Source organism: Photobacterium phosphoreum (assembly GCF_002954725.1).
GTDB classification, from domain to species: domain Bacteria; phylum Pseudomonadota; class Gammaproteobacteria; order Enterobacterales; family Vibrionaceae; genus Photobacterium; species Photobacterium phosphoreum.
The window spans coordinates 495,417-518,775 of record NZ_MSCQ01000002.1; the positions used below are offsets into that span (position 1 = coordinate 495,417).

24 protein-coding genes are annotated in these 23,359 nt (G+C 35.8%); 14 read left to right on the plus strand and 10 right to left on the minus strand.

Features of this window, described 5'->3' with window-relative positions; genetic code table 11:
- Positions 1-202 precede the first annotated feature (202 nt).
- From BTO21_RS14370 to BTO21_RS14380, 3 genes are all read right to left on the minus strand, one after another.
- Positions 203-1,210, minus strand: a complete 1,008-nt coding sequence (locus BTO21_RS14370) for a transposase (protein WP_105026878.1) — start codon at positions 1,208-1,210, stop codon at positions 203-205.
- Between the two features lie 77 nt (positions 1,211-1,287).
- The gene (locus tag BTO21_RS14375) at positions 1,288-1,560 is read right to left on the minus strand and encodes a transposase (RefSeq protein ID WP_170064518.1); all 273 of its coding nucleotides are present in this window, start codon (positions 1,558-1,560) and stop codon (positions 1,288-1,290) included.
- A gap of 335 nt (positions 1,561-1,895) precedes the next feature.
- Complete coding sequence (locus BTO21_RS14380; RefSeq protein WP_045027342.1) at positions 1,896-2,315, minus strand: carbohydrate binding domain-containing protein; 420 nt, start codon at positions 2,313-2,315, stop codon at positions 1,896-1,898.
- Positions 2,316-2,764: 449 nt separating this feature from the next.
- Here BTO21_RS14380 and BTO21_RS14385 point away from each other — a divergent pair, with 449 nt between their 5' ends.
- The gene (locus BTO21_RS14385) at positions 2,765-3,481 is read left to right on the plus strand and encodes an SDR family NAD(P)-dependent oxidoreductase (protein WP_045027344.1); all 717 of its coding nucleotides are present in this window, start codon (positions 2,765-2,767) and stop codon (positions 3,479-3,481) included.
- A 425-nt stretch (positions 3,482-3,906) separates the two neighbouring features.
- Here BTO21_RS14385 and BTO21_RS14390 read toward each other — a convergent pair whose 3' ends face one another.
- Entirely contained in the window at positions 3,907-4,341 is a 435-nt protein-coding gene (locus tag BTO21_RS14390) for an Ivy family c-type lysozyme inhibitor (protein ID WP_045027346.1), read from the minus strand.
- Positions 4,342-4,584: 243 nt separating this feature from the next.
- On the opposite strand from BTO21_RS14390, the gene BTO21_RS14395 reads away from it, so the two are divergent.
- From BTO21_RS14395 to BTO21_RS14405, 3 genes are all read left to right on the plus strand, one after another.
- Positions 4,585-5,106, plus strand: coding sequence for a hypothetical protein (locus BTO21_RS14395; protein ID WP_045027347.1), 522 nt, complete (start codon positions 4,585-4,587; stop codon positions 5,104-5,106).
- A gap of 173 nt (positions 5,107-5,279) precedes the next feature.
- The gene (locus tag BTO21_RS14400) at positions 5,280-5,819 is read left to right on the plus strand and encodes a heme NO-binding domain-containing protein (RefSeq protein ID WP_045027349.1); all 540 of its coding nucleotides are present in this window, start codon (positions 5,280-5,282) and stop codon (positions 5,817-5,819) included.
- 1 nt (position 5,820) lies between these two features.
- Complete coding sequence (locus BTO21_RS14405; protein ID WP_045027351.1) at positions 5,821-7,560, plus strand: ATP-binding protein; 1,740 nt, start codon at positions 5,821-5,823, stop codon at positions 7,558-7,560.
- 71 nt (positions 7,561-7,631) lie between these two features.
- Here BTO21_RS14405 and mrdA read toward each other — a convergent pair whose 3' ends face one another.
- Positions 7,632-9,617 (minus strand): penicillin-binding protein 2, encoded by a 1,986-nt coding sequence (gene mrdA / locus BTO21_RS14410; protein WP_045027352.1) that lies wholly within the window; start codon positions 9,615-9,617, stop codon positions 7,632-7,634.
- A 233-nt stretch (positions 9,618-9,850) separates the two neighbouring features.
- On the opposite strand from mrdA, the gene BTO21_RS14415 reads away from it, so the two are divergent.
- Positions 9,851-10,465, plus strand: coding sequence for a 3'-5' exonuclease (locus tag BTO21_RS14415; RefSeq protein ID WP_045027354.1), 615 nt, complete (start codon positions 9,851-9,853; stop codon positions 10,463-10,465).
- 131 nt (positions 10,466-10,596) lie between these two features.
- A complete protein-coding gene (locus tag BTO21_RS14420; RefSeq protein ID WP_239993843.1) occupies positions 10,597-11,643 on the plus strand; it encodes an endonuclease/exonuclease/phosphatase family protein in 1,047 nt (348 codons plus the stop codon).
- 106 nt (positions 11,644-11,749) lie between these two features.
- Here the strand turns inward: BTO21_RS14420 and BTO21_RS14425 are convergent, their stop codons facing one another.
- Both BTO21_RS14425 and BTO21_RS14430 read right to left on the minus strand, forming a co-directional pair.
- A complete protein-coding gene (locus tag BTO21_RS14425) occupies positions 11,750-13,165 on the minus strand; it encodes a DEAD/DEAH box helicase (protein WP_045027355.1) in 1,416 nt (471 codons plus the stop codon).
- Between the two features lie 169 nt (positions 13,166-13,334).
- Positions 13,335-13,538 (minus strand): DUF2986 domain-containing protein, encoded by a 204-nt coding sequence (locus BTO21_RS14430; protein ID WP_045027357.1) that lies wholly within the window; start codon positions 13,536-13,538, stop codon positions 13,335-13,337.
- A gap of 184 nt (positions 13,539-13,722) precedes the next feature.
- On the opposite strand from BTO21_RS14430, the gene BTO21_RS14435 reads away from it, so the two are divergent.
- On the plus strand, positions 13,723-14,340 hold the full coding sequence (locus BTO21_RS14435) for a DJ-1/PfpI family protein (protein ID WP_045027358.1): 618 nt from the start codon (positions 13,723-13,725) through the stop codon (positions 14,338-14,340).
- 24 nt (positions 14,341-14,364) lie between these two features.
- Here the strand turns inward: BTO21_RS14435 and BTO21_RS14440 are convergent, their stop codons facing one another.
- Positions 14,365-14,691, minus strand: coding sequence for a DUF1840 domain-containing protein (locus BTO21_RS14440; protein WP_045027360.1), 327 nt, complete (start codon positions 14,689-14,691; stop codon positions 14,365-14,367).
- A gap of 162 nt (positions 14,692-14,853) precedes the next feature.
- Here BTO21_RS14440 and BTO21_RS14445 point away from each other — a divergent pair, with 162 nt between their 5' ends.
- A complete protein-coding gene (locus BTO21_RS14445; protein ID WP_146107831.1) occupies positions 14,854-16,287 on the plus strand; it encodes a hypothetical protein in 1,434 nt (477 codons plus the stop codon).
- 14 nt (positions 16,288-16,301) lie between these two features.
- Here BTO21_RS14445 and BTO21_RS14450 read toward each other — a convergent pair whose 3' ends face one another.
- Positions 16,302-16,796, minus strand: a complete 495-nt coding sequence (locus tag BTO21_RS14450) for a hypothetical protein (RefSeq protein ID WP_045027363.1) — start codon at positions 16,794-16,796, stop codon at positions 16,302-16,304.
- A gap of 243 nt (positions 16,797-17,039) precedes the next feature.
- On the opposite strand from BTO21_RS14450, the gene BTO21_RS14455 reads away from it, so the two are divergent.
- Positions 17,040-17,222: a hypothetical protein gene (locus BTO21_RS14455; RefSeq protein ID WP_065191991.1), complete on the plus strand. Its 183-nt coding sequence runs from the start codon at positions 17,040-17,042 to the stop codon at positions 17,220-17,222.
- Positions 17,223-17,285: 63 nt separating this feature from the next.
- Here the strand turns inward: BTO21_RS14455 and aroG are convergent, their stop codons facing one another.
- Positions 17,286-18,338, minus strand: a complete 1,053-nt coding sequence (gene aroG / locus BTO21_RS14460; protein ID WP_045027364.1) for a 3-deoxy-7-phosphoheptulonate synthase AroG — start codon at positions 18,336-18,338, stop codon at positions 17,286-17,288.
- 446 nt (positions 18,339-18,784) lie between these two features.
- On the opposite strand from aroG, the gene BTO21_RS14465 reads away from it, so the two are divergent.
- The 5 genes from BTO21_RS14465 (at position 18,785) to BTO21_RS14485 (ending at position 23,327) form a co-directional block, all read left to right on the plus strand.
- On the plus strand, positions 18,785-19,522 hold the full coding sequence (locus BTO21_RS14465) for an amino acid ABC transporter ATP-binding protein (protein WP_065191989.1): 738 nt from the start codon (positions 18,785-18,787) through the stop codon (positions 19,520-19,522).
- Positions 19,523-19,544: 22 nt separating this feature from the next.
- Positions 19,545-20,333, plus strand: a complete 789-nt coding sequence (locus BTO21_RS14470) for an amino acid ABC transporter permease (protein ID WP_045027435.1) — start codon at positions 19,545-19,547, stop codon at positions 20,331-20,333.
- 28 nt (positions 20,334-20,361) lie between these two features.
- On the plus strand, positions 20,362-21,177 hold the full coding sequence (locus BTO21_RS14475; protein WP_045027366.1) for a transporter substrate-binding domain-containing protein: 816 nt from the start codon (positions 20,362-20,364) through the stop codon (positions 21,175-21,177).
- Between the two features lie 2 nt (positions 21,178-21,179).
- Positions 21,180-22,118, plus strand: coding sequence for an amino acid ABC transporter permease (locus BTO21_RS14480; protein WP_045027367.1), 939 nt, complete (start codon positions 21,180-21,182; stop codon positions 22,116-22,118).
- Between the two features lie 393 nt (positions 22,119-22,511).
- On the plus strand, positions 22,512-23,327 hold the full coding sequence (locus BTO21_RS14485) for a hypothetical protein (protein ID WP_045027369.1): 816 nt from the start codon (positions 22,512-22,514) through the stop codon (positions 23,325-23,327).
- Positions 23,328-23,359: the final 32 nt, after the last annotated feature.

The following is a 23,359-nucleotide window of genomic DNA, read 5'->3' on the forward strand; positions in this document are numbered from 1 at the left end:
TGGACAGCCATATATTTTAGTTGTTAACTAGAACCCCCCAAAACAAACCATTCCACTAGCAATAAGCTCTTTTACTATAAAAGTTGCAGCTCATTATTTAAATTCTTCGTTAAATCTGTTCTATTCCCATATGTCAGGATCGAAAACACCCACAATCCTGACGGTTATTGCAGTATTTTGATCTAATGTTAAGAGTACATATCTAACTAGGATGTAACTGATGACTCGCCGATTTACCTTTACACCAATGCCCACCAGCATGTTGTTTGAATGCACACATCTGTGACCACTTACCGCTTACATTGGCATAACGTTCCATAAATTGTTCACTATGCTCAAGCCAAGCGTCTGATGTTATTCCCATTTGCTGTAAAATCTTTGGCTGATGGGATGAGATAAACCCTTTTTTATCATTGCGAATACAGCGACCAGTCCAGTCAATAAGTTCAAGATAATCTGCAAAAGAAAAGTTTATTCCTGCTTTTTTGTCTTGGTGCTCACTACCAACAAAAGGTAATAATTGAAAGTGGGCTGTATTTGATGGTGGTTGTTTAGTGGATGTTTTCGGTTGCTGATATTCACGAATGCGCTGCTGAATCGAGGTAAAATCAGACTGTTCTAGTGACGGTGTAACGCCTGCCCTGATCGGATTTAAATCTACATACATCATGCACGATAATAATGCTTGTTCATCCAGCAAAGCTTGAGACTTAAATCGACCTTCCCAAAACGCCCCTTTACATTGATCTTCTTTATTAGCTTTTCGCGCTATTTCTTCATTAAGACAGCGCATAAACCAGCTAATACTGCCTAATCGTTGCTGCCATTCAGCCACTAAAGTTGATAACGCTTGTTGTTTCTCCGCCGCTATTTGACCCTCTTTTAAGAAATCGACCGCAATAGGATGACCATTAAATAACTGTAACCAACGCGATATTACCGCTTCTTGAGTTAGCTTTTGTTGTTGCTCAGTATCTATTTTAAGCACTAAATGATAATGGTTACTCATCACGGCATAAGCACAAACATCAATACAAAATACAGCTGCTAATTGTTTGATTTTATTTACGATCCAACCACGACGATGGTGATAGTTTTTACCATTATATGGATCATCGCCACATAAATACGCACGACGAACACAGCGATTAATTACATGATAAAAAGGCGTAATTTGAGGCTCTATCAATTTCCGTCTTGAGATTGTCATTCGTTTCACCATAAGCAACTTGAAGCTTAAGTGTAGTTACTCATGGTTAATACGCAATGTTATGGCTGTCCTTTATTTTACCTTTCTGGGGTTAGCTTTTTCTGTTGCTCAGTATCTATTTTAAGCACTAAATGATAATGGTTACTCATCACGGCATAAGCACAAACATCAATACAAAATACAGCTGCTAATTGTTTGATTTTATTTACGATCCAACCGCGACGGTGTTGATAATTTTTACCATTATATGGATCATCGCCACATAAATAGGCACGACGTACACAGCGATTAATTACATGATAAAAAGGCGTAATTTGAGGCTCTATCAATTTCCGTCTTGAGATTGTCATTCGTTTCACCATAAGCAACTTGAAGCTTAAGTGTAGTTACTCATGGTTAATACGCAATGTTATGGCTGTCCTTTGTTTTGTTTGTTTTGTTTTGTTTTGTTTTGTTTTGGGTAAAAGTATCGTCCATGTTAAATACAGACAGCATTTATCTTATGCTAATACGATTACTCATTTGAAGCAGAGGGGTTATTACGAGAGGATGTAGAACAAAGACCAATTTGATTTTTAGTTACATAATTAAGCTAGAGAAATTATTAACCTTCGCTGATTACTCACTAGTAGTTAGATAAGATTAAATATTTTAAAATCAACATTTAACCTTATCTTTTAATTATTTATAGTTTTACTAGCGATATATTAGTAATATCTGAAAAATTATTCATTATTAATCTTACATCAGTTACTTCAGATTCAATATCACCAATAGAGAAATTAAATTTGAATTCTTCCCAGTTTGAATTTAACTGATGACTATTAGGATTATCACAAGGGATATTGTACTGAGTTCCAGCTGTTACAAGAAGTATAGGCTTCATTTCTTCAACTTTAACTGCACGAGCTTTTATTATCAATTGATAATGCTCATTTTTCTTAATTGTATTACTACGTTCTAATATTTGAGTAAGTGTCGCATCTATATTCTCATGATGGGCATAGCAACCTTCAACTGGATCTGTAATTACTGAAAAATCAGATCCCAGCCAAAACGAAAGACCCTTAGAAAAACAACCATTTAAAACCAAATTATTTGACATTATTTAACCTTAACTAAAAGAGAACTTATTATAATAAGTAAAAATAGAAAACCTAATAAATATTTAGAAAAATAATAAATTACGATTATTAAAGTAAAAAACGCTATATACCACTCTCGACTTTATTTTTTACTTTTATAATCATCATTATCATTGAACCATTAATAGTATTATTACCCTCTGTTATTCTTTATTACTATAAAGATAACGCCAATACTTATCAAGTATGAAATATTATTATCACTATTTAACATTCGTAGCTAAATATTACCATCACACTTCGAGACATTGATTAATTAGAGTAATACAACTAATTTTTAGTTATCAAAAAATCTCACCAAACACTTATTTACACTTGCATTGAAAAACAAAAATAATCCACTTTTATAACTGGTAAATAAATGATACTGTCATTTGTATTCAATGCATAAATTATTAATGGAGTTTTTATGTCTAATGTCGCCTTAATTACTGGAGCAAGCAGAGGTATCGGTAAAGCTATTGCACATTATTTTGCGCAGCAAGGTTACTCATTAATTTTAATATCTTTAAATAAAGAAAACATTCAAAAAACAAAATCAGAACTCAGCCAAAAATATTCATCATGTAACATAGAAGCAGTGAGTGTCGATTTTAATCATCCCAATGACGTTGAAGCCGTTATTACATCGATAATTTCTTTTCATGAAAAAATTGATATTATGGTTAATAGTGCTGGTATATTAAAGGCAGGGGGGACTAACCTCACTTTATCTGAACTGTCTGAGTTGATAAACATCAATTTACTTTCAACGATGACTGCTTGTAATTTAGTCGCTAATAAAATGAAACAGCAAGGTTTTGGCGAAATCTATAATTTAGGTTCAACCGCAGGTTTAGAGCCAGTTCCTAAAATTGCCGCTTATTCAGCAACAAAATCAGCCATCGTTAGTTATACGCAATCACTCTATCATGAGCTTTTACCATTTGGTGTTAAAGTCTGTTGCTTATGCCCTAGCGTAGTAAATACAGACATGACCAATGATGGCCGTATTGATAATAATCTAAAAATTGATACTGAAGATTTAGCAAAAGCGCTTGATTTTATTCGCAATCTGTCTTCAGCAGCCGCAATTAATTCTTTAGCAATACGTTGTAAGATAATGGATTTAGAAAAACAATCCTAACCTATATTTGATTAATATAATAATACAAGCATGCGGTTCAATTAAATAAAATCAACATACCGCATGTTTAATACTTAAATAATCACCGCAGCAGTAATTGCGGACAGCTATATGTTTTAATCATAAACATCTTATGTTTTCAATAGCACTTAATTTCTATCTGGCGACTCTTTTACCCTCACGTCTTTGTTTATTTGCTATTTTTCTATTCGTAGTTATCACTGTAAAAATATCCGCATCAAACAGCAAAACAAAAACTTCATATTCGCACTATTTAAGACTTCAGCTCGCGTGAATAGATTTCCTATCGCTATCGTAGGCACTCACTGTCGGGAATGGCGGTGTTGTGAATTATAAATAGAGCATTCAGTACGATACCGAATACTCTATTCTTTAATACTCAGCTATTGCAGAGAGGTGAACAATTATTGCCAGTTTGGATTTTGGCTTAATGCTTGAGTAAATACACTTTTCACTTGTTGATCTGGTTCGCCTATATATTGATAAGTTGCATAGATACTTGGCGTATTAAGGGCATCTGGCACATCTTTCACGTGTACGATCATTGAATATTTTTTATTATTATCCGCCGTTAAGGTGATCATAAAATCACTCGCACAATCATGAGGCTTACAGAAAGAAACCGCATCATAAGTATGCCCACCCATCACAATGGCCTCTAAGGGTGATGTCACGGTATCGTCTTTGATCCAATCTGGGAGTTGTTTTTCAACACTTGCTATCGATTGAACCGCATTCGCAGCTGCAACATTGGCACTCGTCTGAGATGACACAGCATGAGAGCTATTACACCCCACCAACATGACACTAATAGCAGCCACTAACCACAATTTTTTCATTCTGACTCTTATACCCAAAAGTTAGGTTTATAATTAAAATATAAGTAATCAACATCATATAGTGAGATCACATATAATAACTATTACTTTATTCCCCAAAAGATACATAAAGTGTTATTGGGGTATATTTTATTCAATGACAACACAAAATAGCTAATGATCTCATCGAAAATAATCAAATAGCATACCTTATTATTGTATTTTAGGTTATGGTGTTGATAATTGAACAAAAGAAGTGATGATATGCCACTAATTACAGAAAAACTGATTACTTTAAAAAACGCGTGGATGGCTAGCCATATTACTGATGCTGAATTTCCAACCCCATTAAGTGAAAAAGGTTTACATCTGTATCAACTTGCACACTCAGAGTTGTCGACACACATTGTTGACTCAATGACCTCTTCGAGTGAATCATCGTTAACTTTTTACCCCGTAGATTGCCACCCTCTCACTATTCGCTATGCTCTGGTATATTCGAGCTATTGGCAACAAGAAGACCAACAACAAGCTGTTATTGAATATCTTACCCAAATCATGTTTGACGCTGATGTAAACGCACAACTTTATGTGGGCTTTTACAAGGGTAAACCCGCAGCAACTGGCATGATTTATACCGACATAATTGAAGATAAAAAAGTATCATTAGTGAGTGATATACATGCACTGCCTCTACCTAACCAAACACAAATGATGCACGATATGGAACAATACCTATTAAGTGTTGCTCAACAAGCCTCAACAACGGTGGCATTGCAAAAATAATACTGATGATCAAGATGTAATAACATTACATCTTGATTTTTATCATCCATCTTCAAAAAACTTGTTACTACTCCTTTTTGACGCTTTAATAAACTCTGCCATAATTACTTATATAATTTCATTTATAGCGATGCTAATTACATCATCAATAAATTAATAGAATAAGGGTTGATATGAAAGGAATCATTTTTACCGAATTTATTACTATTGTAGAAACGCAATTTGGTTTAGACATCAGCCAACAGATGTTTGATGATGCAAAAGATAGTGGTATCTATACTGCCGTTGGTAGCTATGATCACCGCCAACTTATTAAACTTATTATGAGCTTAAGCCATATTACTAATATTCCAGCATCACAGCTTCAAAAAACCTATGGACGACTTGTTTTCCCAGCATTATTACAAGCATTACCCATCCCAAATATTGAAGATGATGATACTTTCCGTTTTATAGAGAAAGTTGAACAATACATTCATATTGAAGTTAAAAAGCTGTATCCCGATGCCACACCACCTCAATTTATATTTAGTAATAAAACACAGTCAACAATGACGATGGATTACCACTCAGCACGCTGTATGGGGTATGTATGCATGGGACTATTGGAAGGCTGTGCTCACTATTTTAATCAATCTTTAACCATCACAATGCAACCAATGAATGCAGCTCAAAGCCATGTCAGATTTTCATTAACACTTACTGGTGACTAACATGGATACTAAACGCCATATTATGTTATTAGAGCTCAAATTGGAGCGAGAACATGCCTCTCGCATCATGGCTGAAAAATTATTAGAAATGAAAAGTCGCGAGCTTTTTGATACTAATAATATGCTAGAAACATCATTAGCAAAACTACGCTTACAAGCTGAGCTAGACTCAGAACAACTCACATACCAAACTAAAATTGAAAATTTGTTGTTAACTTATGCGCGGCTGTTTTTAAAACAGGCTCCTTCTCGAAATAACATTCAACAATTGATCGATAGTTTGTCTGATGGTCGCTACATTAGTGCATGCTATATTTCTATTCTACCGATTGAAAATATTACTATTAGTGGTGATTATTGCAGTGGACGACAACAGCAATGGCAACCACCAGCAGATCTTCCTAATAAAGGATCATTATGGGATCCCAGCACCCATCTTTACTGGATTACACTGAACAATAGTCGCGGTATTATCGGCTATTTTGCTGCCAGAATATCAAGACCTAAAAACAGTCTGACGATTATTCAGCAACGCTTAGCGTTATTTTGTGAATTATTCCGATCAACGATTGGACGTCAAATAACACTCAGCCAAGCGATTCATGCTCGCCAACGCGCTGAAGATTCAGAACAATCAACACGTGACTTTTTAGCCATGATCAATCATGAATTACGTACTCCACTCAATGGGCTATTGGGATCAGCAGAGCTACTACAAGACACTCCATTAAACTCAAATCAAAATAAATTACTCACAACGTTAAATCATTCAGGTGAATTACTTCGAGCTATTATTAACGATTTACTTGATTACAGTAAAATAAATGCAGGGATGTTAGAGTTAATAGAAAAGCCATTCGATAGCCATTTATTGGTGATCAAACTAAGAGATATCTTTTCCCATTGTGCATTAGAAAAACGCTTAGATTTTAAAATCGAATATAGTACTGATATTCCAAGATATATTCGTGCTGATGAAGATCGTCTTAAACAGATTTACGTCAACCTCATTGCTAATGCGATAAAGTTTACTCAACAAGGTTTTGTACATGCCAAATTTAGTTGGGTAAACAATTGTCTTATTTTTACCATTAAAGACAGTGGCTGTGGTATAGAACCACAACAGCAACATAAGCTTTTTAAGCCCTTTAGTCAGGTCGATATATCCAGTAAACGTAGCCATGAAGGAACCGGCTTGGGGCTCGCTATTTGCAAACAATTATGTGAACAAATGAACGGTAATATTTCGTTGGACAGTAAACAAAAGATTGGCACGACTTTTTCAGTATCGCTTCCATTAACTATTAGCACGATAGATGAAACACTGTCGAGCCATTCTCCCGCGACGCACGAAGCATTACAAAAACTAAATATTTTGGTGGTTGAAGATTTAAAAACCAACCAAATGATCATTCAACTTATGCTTCAAAAATATAATATTAGTGTCACCATCGTTGATAATGGTCAAGCGGCATTAGATATTATCGCCAAGCAAACATTTGATATTGTATTAATGGATTGTCGTATGCCAATCATGGACGGTTATTGCGCCACTAAAACCTTACGTGAACAGGCATTTACTAAGCCCATTATTGCATTAACAGCTGGTACGACGATTGCGGAAAGAAAAGCATGCATCAATGCGGGTATGGATGATATTTTATGTAAGCCTTATATGGCCTCTGAATTATTAGCAATGCTAAATTCATGGTGTAATACACCACGTCCAAGTAAGCCGTGAGCCAAACACTGACATCACGGCAACTCAAAGACCAAAGACCAAAGACCAAAGACCAAAGACCAAAGACTATATTACGATACTTTAACCACTGAACTCATTCCATTACTCAGCCCTGCAAGCGAGGGAGATGGTTGTTGAACCAATTCACCCGCTTGAGGGGATAATGTCGGTTTCAGCAATACATACTCCATGATATCACGAGCAAATGGTGCTGCATGCCAACCCCAACCGCCGTGCTCTAATACCACGGTGACTAAAATACTCGGATCATTAGCAGGCGCAAAACCGGTAAATAATGCATGATCTTTAAAATGCTCAGCTACCTCATTTGCGTCATAGTGCTCAGTATCAGTCAATGAATAAACCTGACTTGTTCCTGTTTTACCTGCGACTTGGAACGGCATATTTTTGAACATTTGACTAGCAGTCCCTTTCTCAACGACCAACTCCATACCCTTTTTAATGATCGCCCAATCTTTTTGAGGCACAGAGGTTAATGGCTTAAAATCAGCAAACGTTACGGGTTGCTGGGTTTTTCCATCAATAATATCTTTCAATAAATGCGGTCGATGTTCAATACCATCTTCAGCAACTACCGATGTCGCTTTCGCTATTTGTATTGGGGTTGCAGTCCAATAACCCTGACCAATACCTAACGGTACAGTATCACCCTGCATCCAAGGCTGATGAAAACGCGCCATTTTCCATGCTCGCGTTGGCATAATACCCGTTGAATCTTCGTCGATATCAATCCCTGAATGTTGACCATAACCAAATTTAGTCATCCACATTGATAATCGATCGATACCTAAATCATAAGCCACTTGATAGAAATAGGTATTCACTGATTTTTCAATGGCTTTATAAATATCAACATTAGCAAAGCCTTGTACCCTATCATCTCTAAACTTACGGCTTTTACTATTAGGAATACGCCAAAAACCGTGATTATTGCGTACTGTATGTACCGTAATCACCCCAGTTGTTAATCCCGCAGCTGCAAGCTCAGGTTTTACGGTTGAACCCGGTGGGTATAAACCCAATGTGGCACGATTAATAAGCGGACGCGCAGGATCATTCAATAACGCCGCATACGCTTTCGATGAAATACCATTAACAAACAAATTAGGGTTATAACTTGGGCTTGAAACCATCGCTAAAATCGCCCCATTCTTAGGATTCATGGCAACAATAGCCCCACGACGCACTTTCGTTACCATTAAACCTGTTGTGGGATCTTTCTGTTGTAATGTCAGTAATTTTTGCGCATACAACTGCAAGTTAATATCTATGGTTAATTTTAAGTCTTTACCAGCAACGGGAGGAACATAAGACAATGTTCGTACAACGCGACCATGGCTGTTTACTTCAACCGTTTCATAACCCGCTTTGCCATGCAGCATATTTTCATAATAATGTTCAATGCCTAACTTGCCGATAGTGCGGGTTGCTTTATAGTTATCGTATTTTCCACTCTTTTTTAAAGCTGCAATATCGCGATCATTAATTTTCCCAACATAACCTAATAAGTGAGTTAACGCTGCACCATATGGGTAATAACGCTCAAGGTGCGCATCAATATTAACCCCAGGATATTCAAATTCATTAACTGAGAATACTGCCACCTGTTTATTATTCATATGCGCAATGAGCGTTACAGGTTTAAAAGCTAGGGTCTGTAATTTTGCTTTATTGAACGCAGCAATATCTTGATCGGATATTCCTAATAATGGTTGAAGCTGCATTAACACCTGTGGCAGATTTTTGACTTGATCAGGGATTATCTCTAATGAACAGACAGGTATATTATCAGCAAGTATCACACCGTTACGATCATAAATACGACCACGATTGGGCGCAACGGGGATCAATTTAATACTATTACTATTAGAGCGAGCTTTATATTCACTATAATCTTGTACTTGCAAATGATAAAGATTACCAATCAATACACTCGTTAAAATAATAATACCAATAAATGCTTGAATGGCTCGACGAACAAATAAAGCTTTTTCTTGCTTATAATCGCGAATCTGATGACGGCAGTGTTTTTTCATAGAGGGATTAATAGACTCATAATCAAGACGGATAGTTCACTAATTAGCAAATAATAACACCTTATTGATTCTTTCAGGGAATATAATCTACCTTTAGGATTCAAAAGATAATAAATCCCTGTATATTTACTGCTAAATTCATCATTAAAAGTATGAAAAAATTGACGGTTTGCAATTTACAACCCAACTGATAACGCTACAATACTGCTCTTCTTACAGCTAAAGATTTAAAAATGATTAATTCTCGTTCTGCAAATAGCGTTATCGTACTCGATTTTGAAACTACGGGTCTTTCACCAACGCAAGGTGATCGCGCGATAGAAATTGGTGCGGTTAAACTTGAGGATGGTCATGTTGTCGCACATTTTCAACAACTGATGAACCCTGGCTTTCGTATTAGTAGTTTTATCGAAAACTATACTGGTATCAGTAACAATATGCTCCGCACTGCTCCTTGCTGTGAAGATGTCATGGCCGAATTTGCCGATTTTATTGGGGATGCAAATCTTGTCGCACACAATGCGTCTTTTGATCAGCGTTTTCTTAATGCTGAACTTGAATTAATTGGTCGTGAATATAGCGATCAGTTTGCATGTTCAATGCTCATTGCACGTCGGTTATATCAACATGCCCCTAATCATAAACTTGGCACTTTAGTTGAATATAAACACATTCACCATGATGGTATATTTCACCGAGCGTTAGCCGATTCTGAAATGACAGCACGTTTATGGCTCGCGATGATTGACGACATGAAACAGCAATATAGCATTAGCGATATACCATTTGCATTAATGCAAAAATTCGCTAAAACACCAAAAGCTAATATCCATAAATTATTTAATTAATTTTATTACAATAAAGCATCACTGTTATTAACGTGTCACTCTGGTATGCTACATATCAATAAATTAGCGTAATCACAAAGCCCTAGTCATATCATACACTTCGGCTGATTATTTTACAGAGAGTGTGTAGTGTGCCAAACGTTAATCAACCTTCTTATGAAGTGCCCGTACCTACGGTTAAAATTGCCAGTTTTAACTTGTTAAACTATCTTGAGCCCCCCATGGCTTATTATGATTTCCAAAATATTTACACCACGGAACAATGGCATAAAAAGCAGGCATGGATAACACGATTTCTTGATAAAAACCAACCCGATATTATTGGTTTTCAAGAAGTATTCAGTAGCGAGAGTCTACAATTTCTGTTGGAAAAAGCGGGTTACCCTTATTATGCGGTGATTGATTCTCCCACAGTGATTGATGATTTTATTTACCGTAGCCCTGTTGTTGCCATTGCTTCAAAATTTCCAATCACTGAAATCGCAACAGTTACAGCAGATCAGCAAGCGGCAACATTACTCGGTTTGCATGATTTTCACTTTAGCCGAAAACCACTAAGAGCCACGATTGATATCCCTCACGTTGGCTTAACTGATTGCTATGTCACGCATTTAAAATCAAAGCGTTCATTATTTGATGATCCTTTGCCCAATACGATCGTACCATCCGATACTGCATTATCGCGTTTTGTCGGCCAGCGTTTAGGCAGTTGGGGCTCAGCGATGTTACGGGGTACAGAAGCGAATTTATTATTATTAGCAATACTAAAACAACGTGAATCAAGCACGCGCCCAATGTTATTAATGGGTGATTTCAATGATGAAATTTCAAGCTCATGTTTAGAACAACTGATAGCAGGCAATGTTTTTGGGATGTCTGATAGTGATATTGAACGCTTAATTGGCTATTACCGTCTTTATGATAGCTGGAATTTGTTTACTCAACACACTGAACAACCTAACCTGTCTCGCCCACCGACTCACTATTTTGGTGCTAAAACCTCGGTGCTTGATTACATTTTATTATCACAAGAATTTAATGCTCAATTCTTAGGTTCACTGTTTGAAGTCAGTGATTATCATACTGAAAACAAGCATTTAATTAACAGTAGCTTTGATGAAGATGGCTATAGTACTGACCATGCTATTCCCTGTGTGACGTTGTCACTAAGAAACTAACCTTTATATTTTAAACAAAAAACCAGCGTTATGATTATTCATCATTACACGCTGGTTTTTTATTGTTGAGCTTAACTAAACCGGCTCATTCAACCGTTAAACACTTTTAGTTTGCAGTTGTTACTGCTGGCTTACGGTTACGCTGAGGCGTACGACGAGGTGGCTTGCCATCTGTTGCTTTAGGATTTGCATCAGTAGGACGAGGCTTACGTGCCGGCTTGGCGCCTTCTGTACGTGGAGCATCATCACTGCGTGCAGTTGGTTTACGACGCGTTGTTGGTTTACCATTCGAACGCGGACGTTTTTCACCATTTGCTGAAAATGATTGCGCTTTCTTTGGCTTTTTAGACACTAATGGACGCGTATCTAATCGTGATACTGGTAGATTAATTGACGGTTCAAAGCCTTCAACAATTTCACGATCTAAGATTTGCTTCGTTAGGCGTTCAATTGCAATCAAGTCACCAAATTCATCAGCACAAACTAATGAAATTGCTTCACCAACACAACCAGCACGGCCAGTACGACCAATACGGTGAACGTAATCTTCAGCAACATGTGGTAATTCAAAGTTAACCACTTGTGGCAATTGTTCGATATCTAAACCACGCGCAGCAATATCCGTTGCAACAAGTACACGAACGTCGCCTGACTTAAAGTTTGCCAGTGCTTTCGTACGTGCGCCTTGGCTCTTATTACCGTGAATAGCAGCAGATGAAATACCACGGCTTTCTAAGTGAGTCGCTAATCGGTTAGCACCGTGTTTAGTTTTAGTAAACACCAGTACTTGTTTCCATTTACGCTCATTTAACAGCTTAGTTAATAAGTTTGCTTTTTTCTTTTGATCAACAGGGAAAATCCACTGCTTAACCGTCGGTGCCGTTTGGTTGCGTGGGTTAACATCAATCTCAATCGGATTATTGACTAAACCTTTAGCCAGCGCACGAATGTCATCAGAGAATGTTGCTGAAAACAGTAAATTTTGACGTTGCTTTGGTAATAGCGCTAAAATTTTACGAATATCACGAATAAAGCCCATATCTAACATACGGTCAGCTTCATCTAATACTAAAATTTCAACATCACGGAATTTAACTGCATTTTGGCTGTGTAGATCCATTAAGCGACCAGGTGTTGCCACTAAAACATCAGCACCTTGACGTAGACGATTAATTTGTTGATTGGCTTTTACACCACCAAATACAACCGCTGAATTGATTGGTAAATTTTTGCTATATTTTGCAACATTCTCACCAACTTGAGCGGCAAGCTCACGGGTTGGCGTTAGAATAAGTGCACGAATATGATGTGAACGAGCAGGTTGACCACCAGATAATTTTTCTAGTAGCGGCAATGTAAAACCTGCTGTTTTGCCTGTACCCGTTTGTGCCGCCGCCATGACATCCTTGCCTTCCAGAATCGCGGGAATTGCTTGCGCTTGAATTGGGGATGGTGTTTCGTAGCCTTGCTTAGCAACGGCTTCAAGAATTGGGGCGGATAGGCCTAAAGAGGCAAAACTCATAGCATCTCTCTTTGTATAAATTAAACGCACAGTAGCGTAGTAGATTGCTCATCTAAATGACAAGCAAGCAATCATCCTATCTATAATTATAGGCATGATGCGAAAAAACAGAAAAACGACCAAAATCATATTTCTGTTTAGAATATAAAGTGAATGTTTGTTGCGCTATTTACTTAACGTCAGACTCAGTATCGACATCGGCAATAGCATCAGAGGCAACATCTACAGTCTCAGCAACCAGTACTGCTTCTGCATCAAGCGTGGCACGTTCTGCTTTAGAAATATAACGAGGCTTAGTGCTTTTATTTAGCTTAGCATTCGCCTTCTTCATTCTCTTTTTTAACGTTTCGTTAATTTTTTTCTTTCTATTCATAATCGTGTCAGCTGATATTTTGAGCCATTTTTAAACAGGGGGCTGATTGTAATCATTCGCGGCTGAATAACAAGCATTATCCTCATAATGCAATTATAAAAGCCAAATTATCATCTACAACACAATCAAACATGGCTAATTAGACTATTACTAATAACATCTCATTCATTATAAGGCATATACAATGACCATACGACAAACTGTAACTGTATTGCTTTTTGAACAATTTGAACTACTCGATGCATTAGGTCCATTACACATGTTTGGTTTATTGCCTGAGCATTATCAATTACAAATTATTACAACCGATGGTAAACATGTTACCAGTACTCAAGGTATAAGCCTTCAACCGATGCTCAGTTTTAATGACGAAATTTCAGCGGGTATTTTGATTATTCCAGGCGGTGTCGGGATTCGATTTGCTACCCACAATAAAGATATTTTAACTTGGTTAAAAAAAAACGCACCACAGCAGCATACTGTCTGTTCGACTTCAACAGGTGCTGCTTTACTTGCCAACGCTGGCTTACTTAATAATGGTAAGGCAACAACAACCCAAAAACACCTTGATTGGGTCTCTCAATTTGGCAACAACATTCAATGGCAGACATCTGCTCGCTGGGTGCGTAATAACAATATATTCACAGCATCAGGCTGTTCTGCAGGTATTGACATGTCACTGGCCATTATCGGTCATCAACACGGCGATGCTATTGCACGTCGTATTGCCGCAGATACTGAATATCTATGGTTAAATGATCCTAACGATGACCCGTTTGCACCACTACATTTAGTCAAATGATTTACCTTAAATATGATATTTTCCCTACTCCCACATGACATAACTTTCAACAGAGATAGCAGTCTTGAGTAAATCAATCAGAGGTATTGCCCTAACTGAAAGACTTATTTCAACCTCCTTTTCATCTTCCTCTTCACTATCAATAGCTTGCTGCACATCCTGATTTGAAATTTGTTGTTGCTTTACCACTGCAATATTTTTTTCTAAATTAATCAAAGCCTTCTCAACATCAACAGCTGATATTGCACCTGGTATATCGGTTGAAAATTCCATCATCGTAATAAGTGACTGCGCAATATCACCAAACATTGTTACATTATTATGAGACTTACAACTAAACGTTATTAACATTATTATCTCCATTGTTTTAACACTAGACTATCATACTTACATATTAACCACATAATCACGCATTATTCATAGGTACTAACTGCCACTAAGCATATGCTTGTATATGATATTAATATCGGTATAATCCGCGTTATTGATTGATGACTGTAAATACTGTTGAAGATGAACATCTCGCGAAATTTTTTTATTCTTTTGCTATTCATGGTTAGCGGCTGTGATAATGAAAGCCATATTGATTATTCTTCCTTTAACATCACGCCTGAAATTATCCCACATCAAAAACAGCAAGGGTTTATTATTACAGATACTTATAGCCCTTTTAATACACCGTTAGAGTTCAAAAACCTTGAATATTCCACCAAGGAATTAATAAATTCAAATTGGCTATCTAATCCTCATTATCTTGAAGATATTAACAATTTAATATACCAATTCAATCAAATAAATATTAAAAGTTCAGCTATTTTCATTCAAGCTCTTAATAATAGTGCCTTAATATACAAAACTAATATGATTGAAGTGAATATTTTAAAAAGAGCACTTCAAAAAGATGTTAATCAAAAATTAAATCATTATCAGCAAGAATTAGCATCAATAAACACCCATTTGGAAATCATTAAAAAAGACGAAAAACAGCACATTGAAAAAATCAACACTTTAAAGATAAAAATCAAAGAAAAACAACAACATTACACCAAATTACGTCGTTCATTAAAAAGTGATTTAGAGACTATTTTACTTAATAATGATCTTGTCTTTGACCTCATTTCAAATATTAATTTTAAATATAAAAAAGACAAAGCACTCTACTGCCCGAAATATTTAGATGTTTACCAAAATATTAATGTTATCTCTTCTAATGATTGTATTTATTATAATAAAGAAGAGCTCATTAGCAAGATACCAAAGCAATACCAACATCAAGTGGATATCACCTTTAATAAATACATACCAGAATTATGGGAAACAATGGTTAAACTTAATGGTTATTTTGAATCAAATTATAACAAACAAGTTTTTGATGATTATTTACAAAAAGATTTGATGATCGCGAATAATAATTTAATCATCAAACGTACCATGAAATCAGAGCAAAACGCTCAATACTCGATAAAAGAATACGTTAACAAAAGTAAGCAGCTACATCTCGAAATGAACATTAATATTGATAAATATTTACTGGATGATAATAATCGAGTTGACATCTCAAGTGCAGCATTTTATAAAAAACTATCGCCATTATTAACAAATAATACGATAAAAAATCCTATCATTAATTTCTCATTACTTTATAACAATAAAAATGTAGTTGAAAAATTCACTCAACAATATGCAACTAAAATACTTAATGAATACCCAAAAACCTTATCATTTCATATAACAAATAAAGGCAACTTTATTCTTCCTAAAATCAAAGCGAGTCGCTATAAAATAGTCATTGATATCAAAGAAAGTTACAGTGTCATTTATAATAACTGTAATATCTTAGCCTCACCAGTAGACTTAACTCAACAGACACCCAATACGACCATTATAGAGCATAATCTTAACCAAATTATCCGGCTGCAATTATTTAAACAATGGTATAACAATTAATTGTACGTTTTTTCTTAAAAACCTAAACTTTTTGCTGTTTTTATCCACGCTTTAGCAACAACGGTATTATTTTTTATATTAGGCATTACTTCAATAATGTGTACTATTGTTGCTTCATCATTATGGCAACTCAAATCATAAGCGGCAATAAATGTATAAAAAAGAGGTTGTTGTGAGCCTGACAACGTACACCAATTTTTAGTCAAGCTACCGCCTCTTTCTAGACAAACCTGAGTAATAAAGTGCTGATAGTGCTTCATCGCCGATTGATGATCATCATTACACCAAATTTGTTGGTAATCCATATAACCTAATGTAGGGTGATATACAATATTCTGCTCTGGCTGTTGAACGATTGTTTGATGATTAATGTATGCTTGAGTCGTTGTAATCACACTCAGCGATGATGAACCTGTCTCATCAGCATAAGTAAAGTTCACCAACACCCCTGATAACAAACTGCACATTAAGATACTATTTATTGTTAATTTCCATTTTAGGCTACGCATCATCATCTCCTTAATTAACGATGAAAGACGAATTAACACTAACTTAAATAAACTCTACTAAGTATTAGCAATTTAATTAAAAATTAACAGCATTTCTAGTAAATAATAACAACAAATAGTGTCCTATTTTCTATACATCTTTCGGTGTTTATTTTCATGATAACGTCAAGAGTAAGTACACTTATAAAAGTAACTGCTTATTTTTATAGTATTACCTCTTAGATATGTGTATTTGGAGTCATTATGAATAAAAAAACGCTTATTGCTGACACCCATGATATTTTTTATGCTTTTATTATTAATGGATTACATCATAATTACTGTATATATTGTCAATTTCCCTTTAATGATAATTTACTCAATCAACATAACTACGGTGAACATTTTGATATTGAATTTAATGATGGTTACAGACTCCAAAAATAAAAAAGCCCTGACTTAATATCAGCCAGAGCTTTTGTAAGCTGTTTGTTTATAACTATTAAGTCACTATTTTTGACGGCGAGTGCTTACATCACGAGCAAGTTGGCGTAAGACTTTGTCAGTATCATCCCAACCAATACAGGCATCGGTAATACTTTGTCCATACATTGGCGTTTCACCATCAACAGTATCTTGACGTCCCTCAACCAAATGACTTTCAATCATTACACCAAAAATAGCGCTATTACCGTTCGCAATTTGTTGACCAACATCTTCAGAAACAATTACTTGCCGTTGATATTGTTTTGAACTATTGGCATGACTGAAATCAATCATTAATTTATTACGTAAACCTGCATTAGCAAGCTGCTGCATAATTGCATTAACATCATCAGCACCGTAATTAGGTGCTTTACCACCACGTAATATAATATGACAATCTTCATTACCTGCCGTTGCAACAATCGCTGAATGGCCGTATTTCGTCACTGATAAAAAGTGGTGAGGGGCACTGGCTGAACCAATAGCATCTGTTGCAATTTTAATATTGCCGTCAGTACCGTTTTTAAAGCCAACAGGGCAAGACAATCCCGATGCAAGTTCACGATGGACTTGTGATTCTGTTGTACGAGCACCAATTGCTCCCCAACTAATCAGATCACCCATATATTGAGGTGTAATCATATCTAAAAACTCACCAGCCGTTGGCAAGCCTAAATCAGTAAGATCCGCTAATAGTTTTCGTCCAATACGTAAACCATCATTAAGTTGAAAGCTATTATCCATATACGGGTCGTTAATTAGCCCTTTCCAACCCACCGTTGTACGTGGCTTTTCAAAGTAAACTCGCATCACAATTTCAAGCTCGCCTTTGAGTTCGTCTCTTAATAGCTTTAGTTTTTTTCCATATTCCAATGCCGCTACAGGATCATGAATTGAACAAGGTCCAACAATCACTAATAAACGATCATCTTCATCATTTAAAATGTTATGAATAGATCGACGTGATTCATAAACTGTTTCAGCTGCTTTATTAGACGCAGGGAATTTCTCTAACACAGCAATCGGTGGTAAAAGTTCTTTAATTTCACTGATACGAACATCATCCGTTTTATGCATAACAATACTTCCTATAATTCCTTTTAACACAGTAATCAGCCTGAAAAGACAAATAACCATATAATCATCTGACCTGAAACATTTACTTAACTTATCGTGTAAAAACGTAGAGTGCAAACTGTTATTTAATCAAAATCTGAATGAATCCTGACATTTCATTATAAACATTGTACTATCCTGCATATAAATTGCAGATAATGAATAGAAAAAATTAAAAACACGAAATAATTGTTACACGAGAGAATAAAAAGCCTGTAAAGTATAGTTCTAGAGTTAATTATTATACAAAACCACGATACTTTGAAATATATACACAAACTAAATAGATTAATAACCCAATATTGATAACGGTTAATATATTATTTCAATAATTATGTATTCTTTTGTCATAAAAAAGAAATAAAGATAATACAAATAGATGTCAATTACATTTAAGGGATCCTGAGTTGTCTGAAAAAAATATAATCACATTTAATAACGTTGACAAATGGTACGGCAATTATCATGCGTTAAAAAATGTTAACCTTTCAATAAAAAAAGGTGAAAGACTGGTCATTTGCGGCCCATCAGGATCAGGAAAATCGACACTGATTCGTTGTATTAATGGTTTGGAAAAATATGATCATGGTGAAATCACCGTTGCGGGACATTCATTAAACCATAAAGAACTTCATACAATACGAGGTCAGGTTGGTATGGTGTTTCAGCACTTCAATTTATTTCCACATATGACGGTATTAGATAACTTAACATTAGCACCTCGACGTACTTTAAAAATGTCTAAAGATGATGCTGAACACTTAGCTCGTGACTTTTTGGATCGTGTCCATATTGGTCATCAAGCTGATAAATTCCCAGGACAACTCTCTGGTGGACAACAACAACGTGTTGCGATTGCCCGATCTTTATGTATGAAACCAAGTATTTTACTTTTCGATGAACCAACATCAGCGCTTGATCCTGAAATGATTCGCGAAGTTCTTGATGTTATGAAGGAACTCGCAGATGATGGTATTACCATGGTCTGTGTGACTCATGAAATGGGATTTGCCCGTCAAGTTGCTGATCGGGTGGTATTTATGGATCAAGGCGAAATTGTTGAAATAGCGCCACCAGCGCAATTATTTGATCACCCCCAGCACCAGCGTACACAACAATTTCTCAAAAATATTCTTAGCTATTGAGATCAAAATAATGACCCAATACATGCGATCTCGAATCCCTAAGGTTATCGCTACCCTATTACAAATTATCTGCGTTGCTTCAGTTATAATGCTACTACTAAATAGTGGTGCGAAAGCAATGAATTATCACTGGCAATGGTACCGTATTACTGAGTACTTGTGCTTCTGTGAAGATGGTCACTGGTACCGTGGTGAATTGATTGACGGCTTAATAATCACTCTAAAAATATCAGCTATCAGTTTAGTCTGTACGGTTATTATCGGCTTGATTACTGCTTTATTACGAATGTCAGATTCTATTGTCGGTCGGTGTCTTGCGCGTGGCTATATTGAAGTTGTTCGTAGCACACCATTACTGGTTCAAATTTACCTACTGTATTTTGTCTTTGGCCCTATCTTAGGTCTCGACCGTACAGCAACCGCTATTTTAGCTCTGTCTTTATTTCAAGGTGCCTATAGTGCTGAAATTTTCAGGGCTGGGTTAAAAGGGATCCCACGAGGTCAACGAGAAGCGGCCGAAAGCCTAGGATTATCACGCATTGATAGTTACCGCTTTGTTATTATTCCGCAAATGTTTAGAAAAATCATTCCACCGCTCACAAATGAAGCAGTGGCTTTAGTAAAAAACTCCTCTATTGTCAGTATTATGGCTATATTTGATTTGACAACAGAAGGACGAAATATTGTCTCAGATACAGCAATGCCATTTGAAGTTTGGTTTACTGTAGCGGCAATTTACCTTTGTATAACCTTAACATTATCAGCACTAGCTATTTGGCTAGAGCGCCGTTTAACTATTCCTAATCATTAAATTTATACGCACATCGATGGAGAAATCTATGAAACGCTTTATTGCGGTATTACTTACCGTTTTTACTTGCCTATTAGGGGCAAACAATGCCTTTGCGGCAGACGATAATAATGCTCTGCAACAAATAAAAGAAAGCGGTACATTACGTGTAGGCTTATCAACCTTTGTTCCTTGGGCAATGCGTGACAAACAAGGTGATTTAATTGGTTTTGAAGTCGATGTCGCTAAACGTTTAGCAGCAGATGCTGGCTTGAAAATTGAATTTGTTCCAACCGCTTGGGATGGTATTATCCCAGCACTACTCGCAGGTAAGTTTGATGTCATCATTGGCGGTTTAACCATTACACCACAGCGTAATATGAGTGTTCTGTTCACTCATCCATATTCTTACTCAGCAGTGCAAATGGTCGCTAACAAAAAGCTTGCATCAAAAATGACAACAATTGCTGATTATAATAAACGTAGTGTAACAATCGCTGTTCGTAGCGGTGCTTACCCTGTTCAAACTGCTCGTAAATTATTCCCAAAAGCCAAGTTGCGCCAATTTGATGATGAAACACAGGCTTTCCAAGAAGTACTTAATGGCAATGCTCAAGCTGCACTAGCATCAACCCCAACACCTGAACAAATGGTGATCAAAAACCCAGATAGCTTATTTATGCCATTTAAGAAACCATTAACACGCTACTCAACCGGTTTTGCGATTCGTCAGGGTGATTTTAACTTACTTAACTTCCTTAATAACTGGATTCAAGTTCGTACTGAAGACGGTTGGTTAAATAGTCGTTACCAATACTGGTTTAAAACCATGAAATGGCAAGATCAGGTTAACGAGACTAAATAATAATGACTGTAGTTAAAACGTCATGTAGTAATGTACCACAGGCGGGCTCTCCCCCGCCTGTTGGTCGCCGCTTTAATTTTAAGTTGAATAAACTCGATATTATTTTACTTATCATTATTGGCTGTTTTATTAGCTGGTTAGCCTACCGTTCATCGGTTGGCATCCACTATAATTGGCACTGGCATCAAGCATTGAAGCTTGTATTTACATGTAGTAACGATGGCGGTATACCTTATTTTATCAAAGGTATTATTAGCACTATTCGAGTGAGTATCTGGGGAATGATTTTTGCTGCGACATTTGGTTTATTGCTCGCACTTGCATATCGTTCATCATTTAAAATAGTCCAATTGATTGCTAGTAGCTACATTCAATTAGTCCGTAATATACCACCACTTGTTTTTGTGTTCATTTTTTACTTTTTCATTTCAAATCAATTAATTCCATTACTTGGTTTAAGTGATTTATTCCGCCATTACAACGGCCAAGAAAATGTATTACAGATAGTGTTATTTGGACACAGCAATTTGTGGGAGAATTTATTTTCAGGGGTTCTGTGTGTGGGGCTTATTGCTGCGGCCTATATTGCTGAAATTATTCGATCGGGTATTGATTCGATTAGTAAAGGACAATGGGAAGCTGCTGACTCACTCGGGTTATCAACATATAGTCGGTTTAGATTTGTGATATTCCCACAAGCACTCACTGCTATCGTGCCAACGCTTGCAGGACAGTTTATTTCTATAGTAAAAGATTCATCAATTATTTCATTGATTTCTATACAAGAAATGACATTTACCGGCTCTGAAATTGCTAATTCTTCTGGGTTTATTTTTGAAATTTGGCTCATTGTTGGCGCTGTCTATTTTATATTATGCTTTAGTTTATCATTACTATTCAGAAAGCTAGAAAAGCACAGCTCACGTCACTTACAGCATTGACACTCAACGTAGACATCCCTAAATATTGATTATTTTGGATGTCTAATTTTCACTACTACTACTATTCGTATTAAACATAACTCATTTGTATAAATTATATATCTTCTTCTTACTTACAAGATTAATATACTTATTTACCCATCCTAATATCAGCATTTTCATATGACATCACCCTCGTTTATACCCTACTTAAAGTATAGTATTAATCCTGATGTTTTAGATAAAGCTTACTCTTTTTATTTAAATCGAAGACCGAGTGCTGTTATACGATACAACCTACACCATATGCTCATCGCTTTATATTTATGAGGTATTCATTATTTATGACTAATATAATATGAGTAATTTAAATGATTACTCGATTATTTTAAATAATGAATAGGATTCATCATCATGAATAAAACTCAACGATTTATTATTTCATTATTTTTATCCATAAGTATCATTATTACAGAGGCGATAATACTTAGTCATATGTCAACAGGGGCTGGTGTTTATATAGGGATCCCCTTAGTATATGCATTAGCTATTATTGTGTTTATTATAAGCTATTTTTGGATATTTAAATGTATTAGACCTATCTTAAAAACATTTTCTATCGTCGTTACTATTTTGATATTCCAATTTGGTGTACTTTTTTTCTTTCAACCAATGGAAATAAAAACACCTTATCGTCTAACAGCCGATGTTCTAAAAATACTTTTAAAATACGATAAGTTATCCATTGAAGACTTATACTCAGGTTCAAGTGAGCAAAACATGGTGGTAAGTTATAAATTCCAACATTTTTTACCCGGGTACCTGATATCTTTTTATACTAGAGAAAACAATTGCTATAAAAAAGCAAACAATAACGTTGCTAATATTTATATTCACAATGATAATTACTACCTTAGCAATAAACACTTAAAAATAAACAAAAAAAGTAACACTCTGATTATCAACAATAATCTAGTAGTAAATCTAGCATTATTATCTAGTATACCTATTAATAAAAAACCGATTGCCCTTGATACCATAACCCCCGCTCCCCCCTGCTCTGATCACAAATCCCTCTTATTTGTAACTAAATTCAGGTTATATGATTATAAAGAATATGCCCAATTATCTATGCGTAGCTTTATTCCAAAAAAAATATTAAGCATTTTTTTCTCACCCCAAGAAAAAACACAACCACTTCAATTAAAAGTCATACCAAAAACTGAGTAATCTAATACTGTAAATTATTAAGATATTTAGGG

What these genes read in the sequence shown, in the direction of transcription:
- BTO21_RS14370 (WP_105026878.1), bottom strand. Translation starts at nt 1,210, where the DNA reads ATGACAATCTCAAGACGGAAATTGATAGAGCCTCAAATTACGCCTTTT.
- BTO21_RS14375 (WP_170064518.1), bottom strand. Translation starts at nt 1,560, where the DNA reads ATGACAATCTCAAGACGGAAATTGATAGAGCCTCAAATTACGCCTTTT.
- BTO21_RS14380 (WP_045027342.1), bottom strand. Translation starts at nt 2,315, where the DNA reads ATGTCAAATAATTTGGTTTTAAATGGTTGTTTTTCTAAGGGTCTTTCG.
- BTO21_RS14385 (WP_045027344.1), top strand. Translation starts at nt 2,765, where the DNA reads ATGTCTAATGTCGCCTTAATTACTGGAGCAAGCAGAGGTATCGGTAAA.
- BTO21_RS14390 (WP_045027346.1), bottom strand. Translation starts at nt 4,341, where the DNA reads ATGAAAAAATTGTGGTTAGTGGCTGCTATTAGTGTCATGTTGGTGGGG.
- BTO21_RS14395 (WP_045027347.1), top strand. Translation starts at nt 4,585, where the DNA reads ATGCCACTAATTACAGAAAAACTGATTACTTTAAAAAACGCGTGGATG.
- BTO21_RS14400 (WP_045027349.1), top strand. Translation starts at nt 5,280, where the DNA reads ATGAAAGGAATCATTTTTACCGAATTTATTACTATTGTAGAAACGCAA.
- BTO21_RS14405 (WP_045027351.1), top strand. Translation starts at nt 5,821, where the DNA reads ATGGATACTAAACGCCATATTATGTTATTAGAGCTCAAATTGGAGCGA.
- mrdA (WP_045027352.1), bottom strand. Translation starts at nt 9,617, where the DNA reads ATGAAAAAACACTGCCGTCATCAGATTCGCGATTATAAGCAAGAAAAA.
- BTO21_RS14415 (WP_045027354.1), top strand. Translation starts at nt 9,851, where the DNA reads ATGATTAATTCTCGTTCTGCAAATAGCGTTATCGTACTCGATTTTGAA.
- BTO21_RS14425 (WP_045027355.1), bottom strand. Translation starts at nt 13,165, where the DNA reads ATGAGTTTTGCCTCTTTAGGCCTATCCGCCCCAATTCTTGAAGCCGTT.
- BTO21_RS14430 (WP_045027357.1), bottom strand. Translation starts at nt 13,538, where the DNA reads ATGAATAGAAAGAAAAAAATTAACGAAACGTTAAAAAAGAGAATGAAG.
- BTO21_RS14435 (WP_045027358.1), top strand. Translation starts at nt 13,723, where the DNA reads ATGACCATACGACAAACTGTAACTGTATTGCTTTTTGAACAATTTGAA.
- BTO21_RS14440 (WP_045027360.1), bottom strand. Translation starts at nt 14,691, where the DNA reads ATGTTAATAACGTTTAGTTGTAAGTCTCATAATAATGTAACAATGTTT.
- BTO21_RS14445 (WP_146107831.1), top strand. Translation starts at nt 14,854, where the DNA reads ATGAACATCTCGCGAAATTTTTTTATTCTTTTGCTATTCATGGTTAGC.
- BTO21_RS14450 (WP_045027363.1), bottom strand. Translation starts at nt 16,796, where the DNA reads ATGCGTAGCCTAAAATGGAAATTAACAATAAATAGTATCTTAATGTGC.
- BTO21_RS14455 (WP_065191991.1), top strand. Translation starts at nt 17,040, where the DNA reads ATGAATAAAAAAACGCTTATTGCTGACACCCATGATATTTTTTATGCT.
- aroG (WP_045027364.1), bottom strand. Translation starts at nt 18,338, where the DNA reads ATGCATAAAACGGATGATGTTCGTATCAGTGAAATTAAAGAACTTTTA.
- BTO21_RS14470 (WP_045027435.1), top strand. Translation starts at nt 19,545, where the DNA reads ATGCGATCTCGAATCCCTAAGGTTATCGCTACCCTATTACAAATTATC.
- BTO21_RS14475 (WP_045027366.1), top strand. Translation starts at nt 20,362, where the DNA reads ATGAAACGCTTTATTGCGGTATTACTTACCGTTTTTACTTGCCTATTA.
- BTO21_RS14480 (WP_045027367.1), top strand. Translation starts at nt 21,180, where the DNA reads ATGACTGTAGTTAAAACGTCATGTAGTAATGTACCACAGGCGGGCTCT.
- BTO21_RS14485 (WP_045027369.1), top strand. Translation starts at nt 22,512, where the DNA reads ATGAATAAAACTCAACGATTTATTATTTCATTATTTTTATCCATAAGT.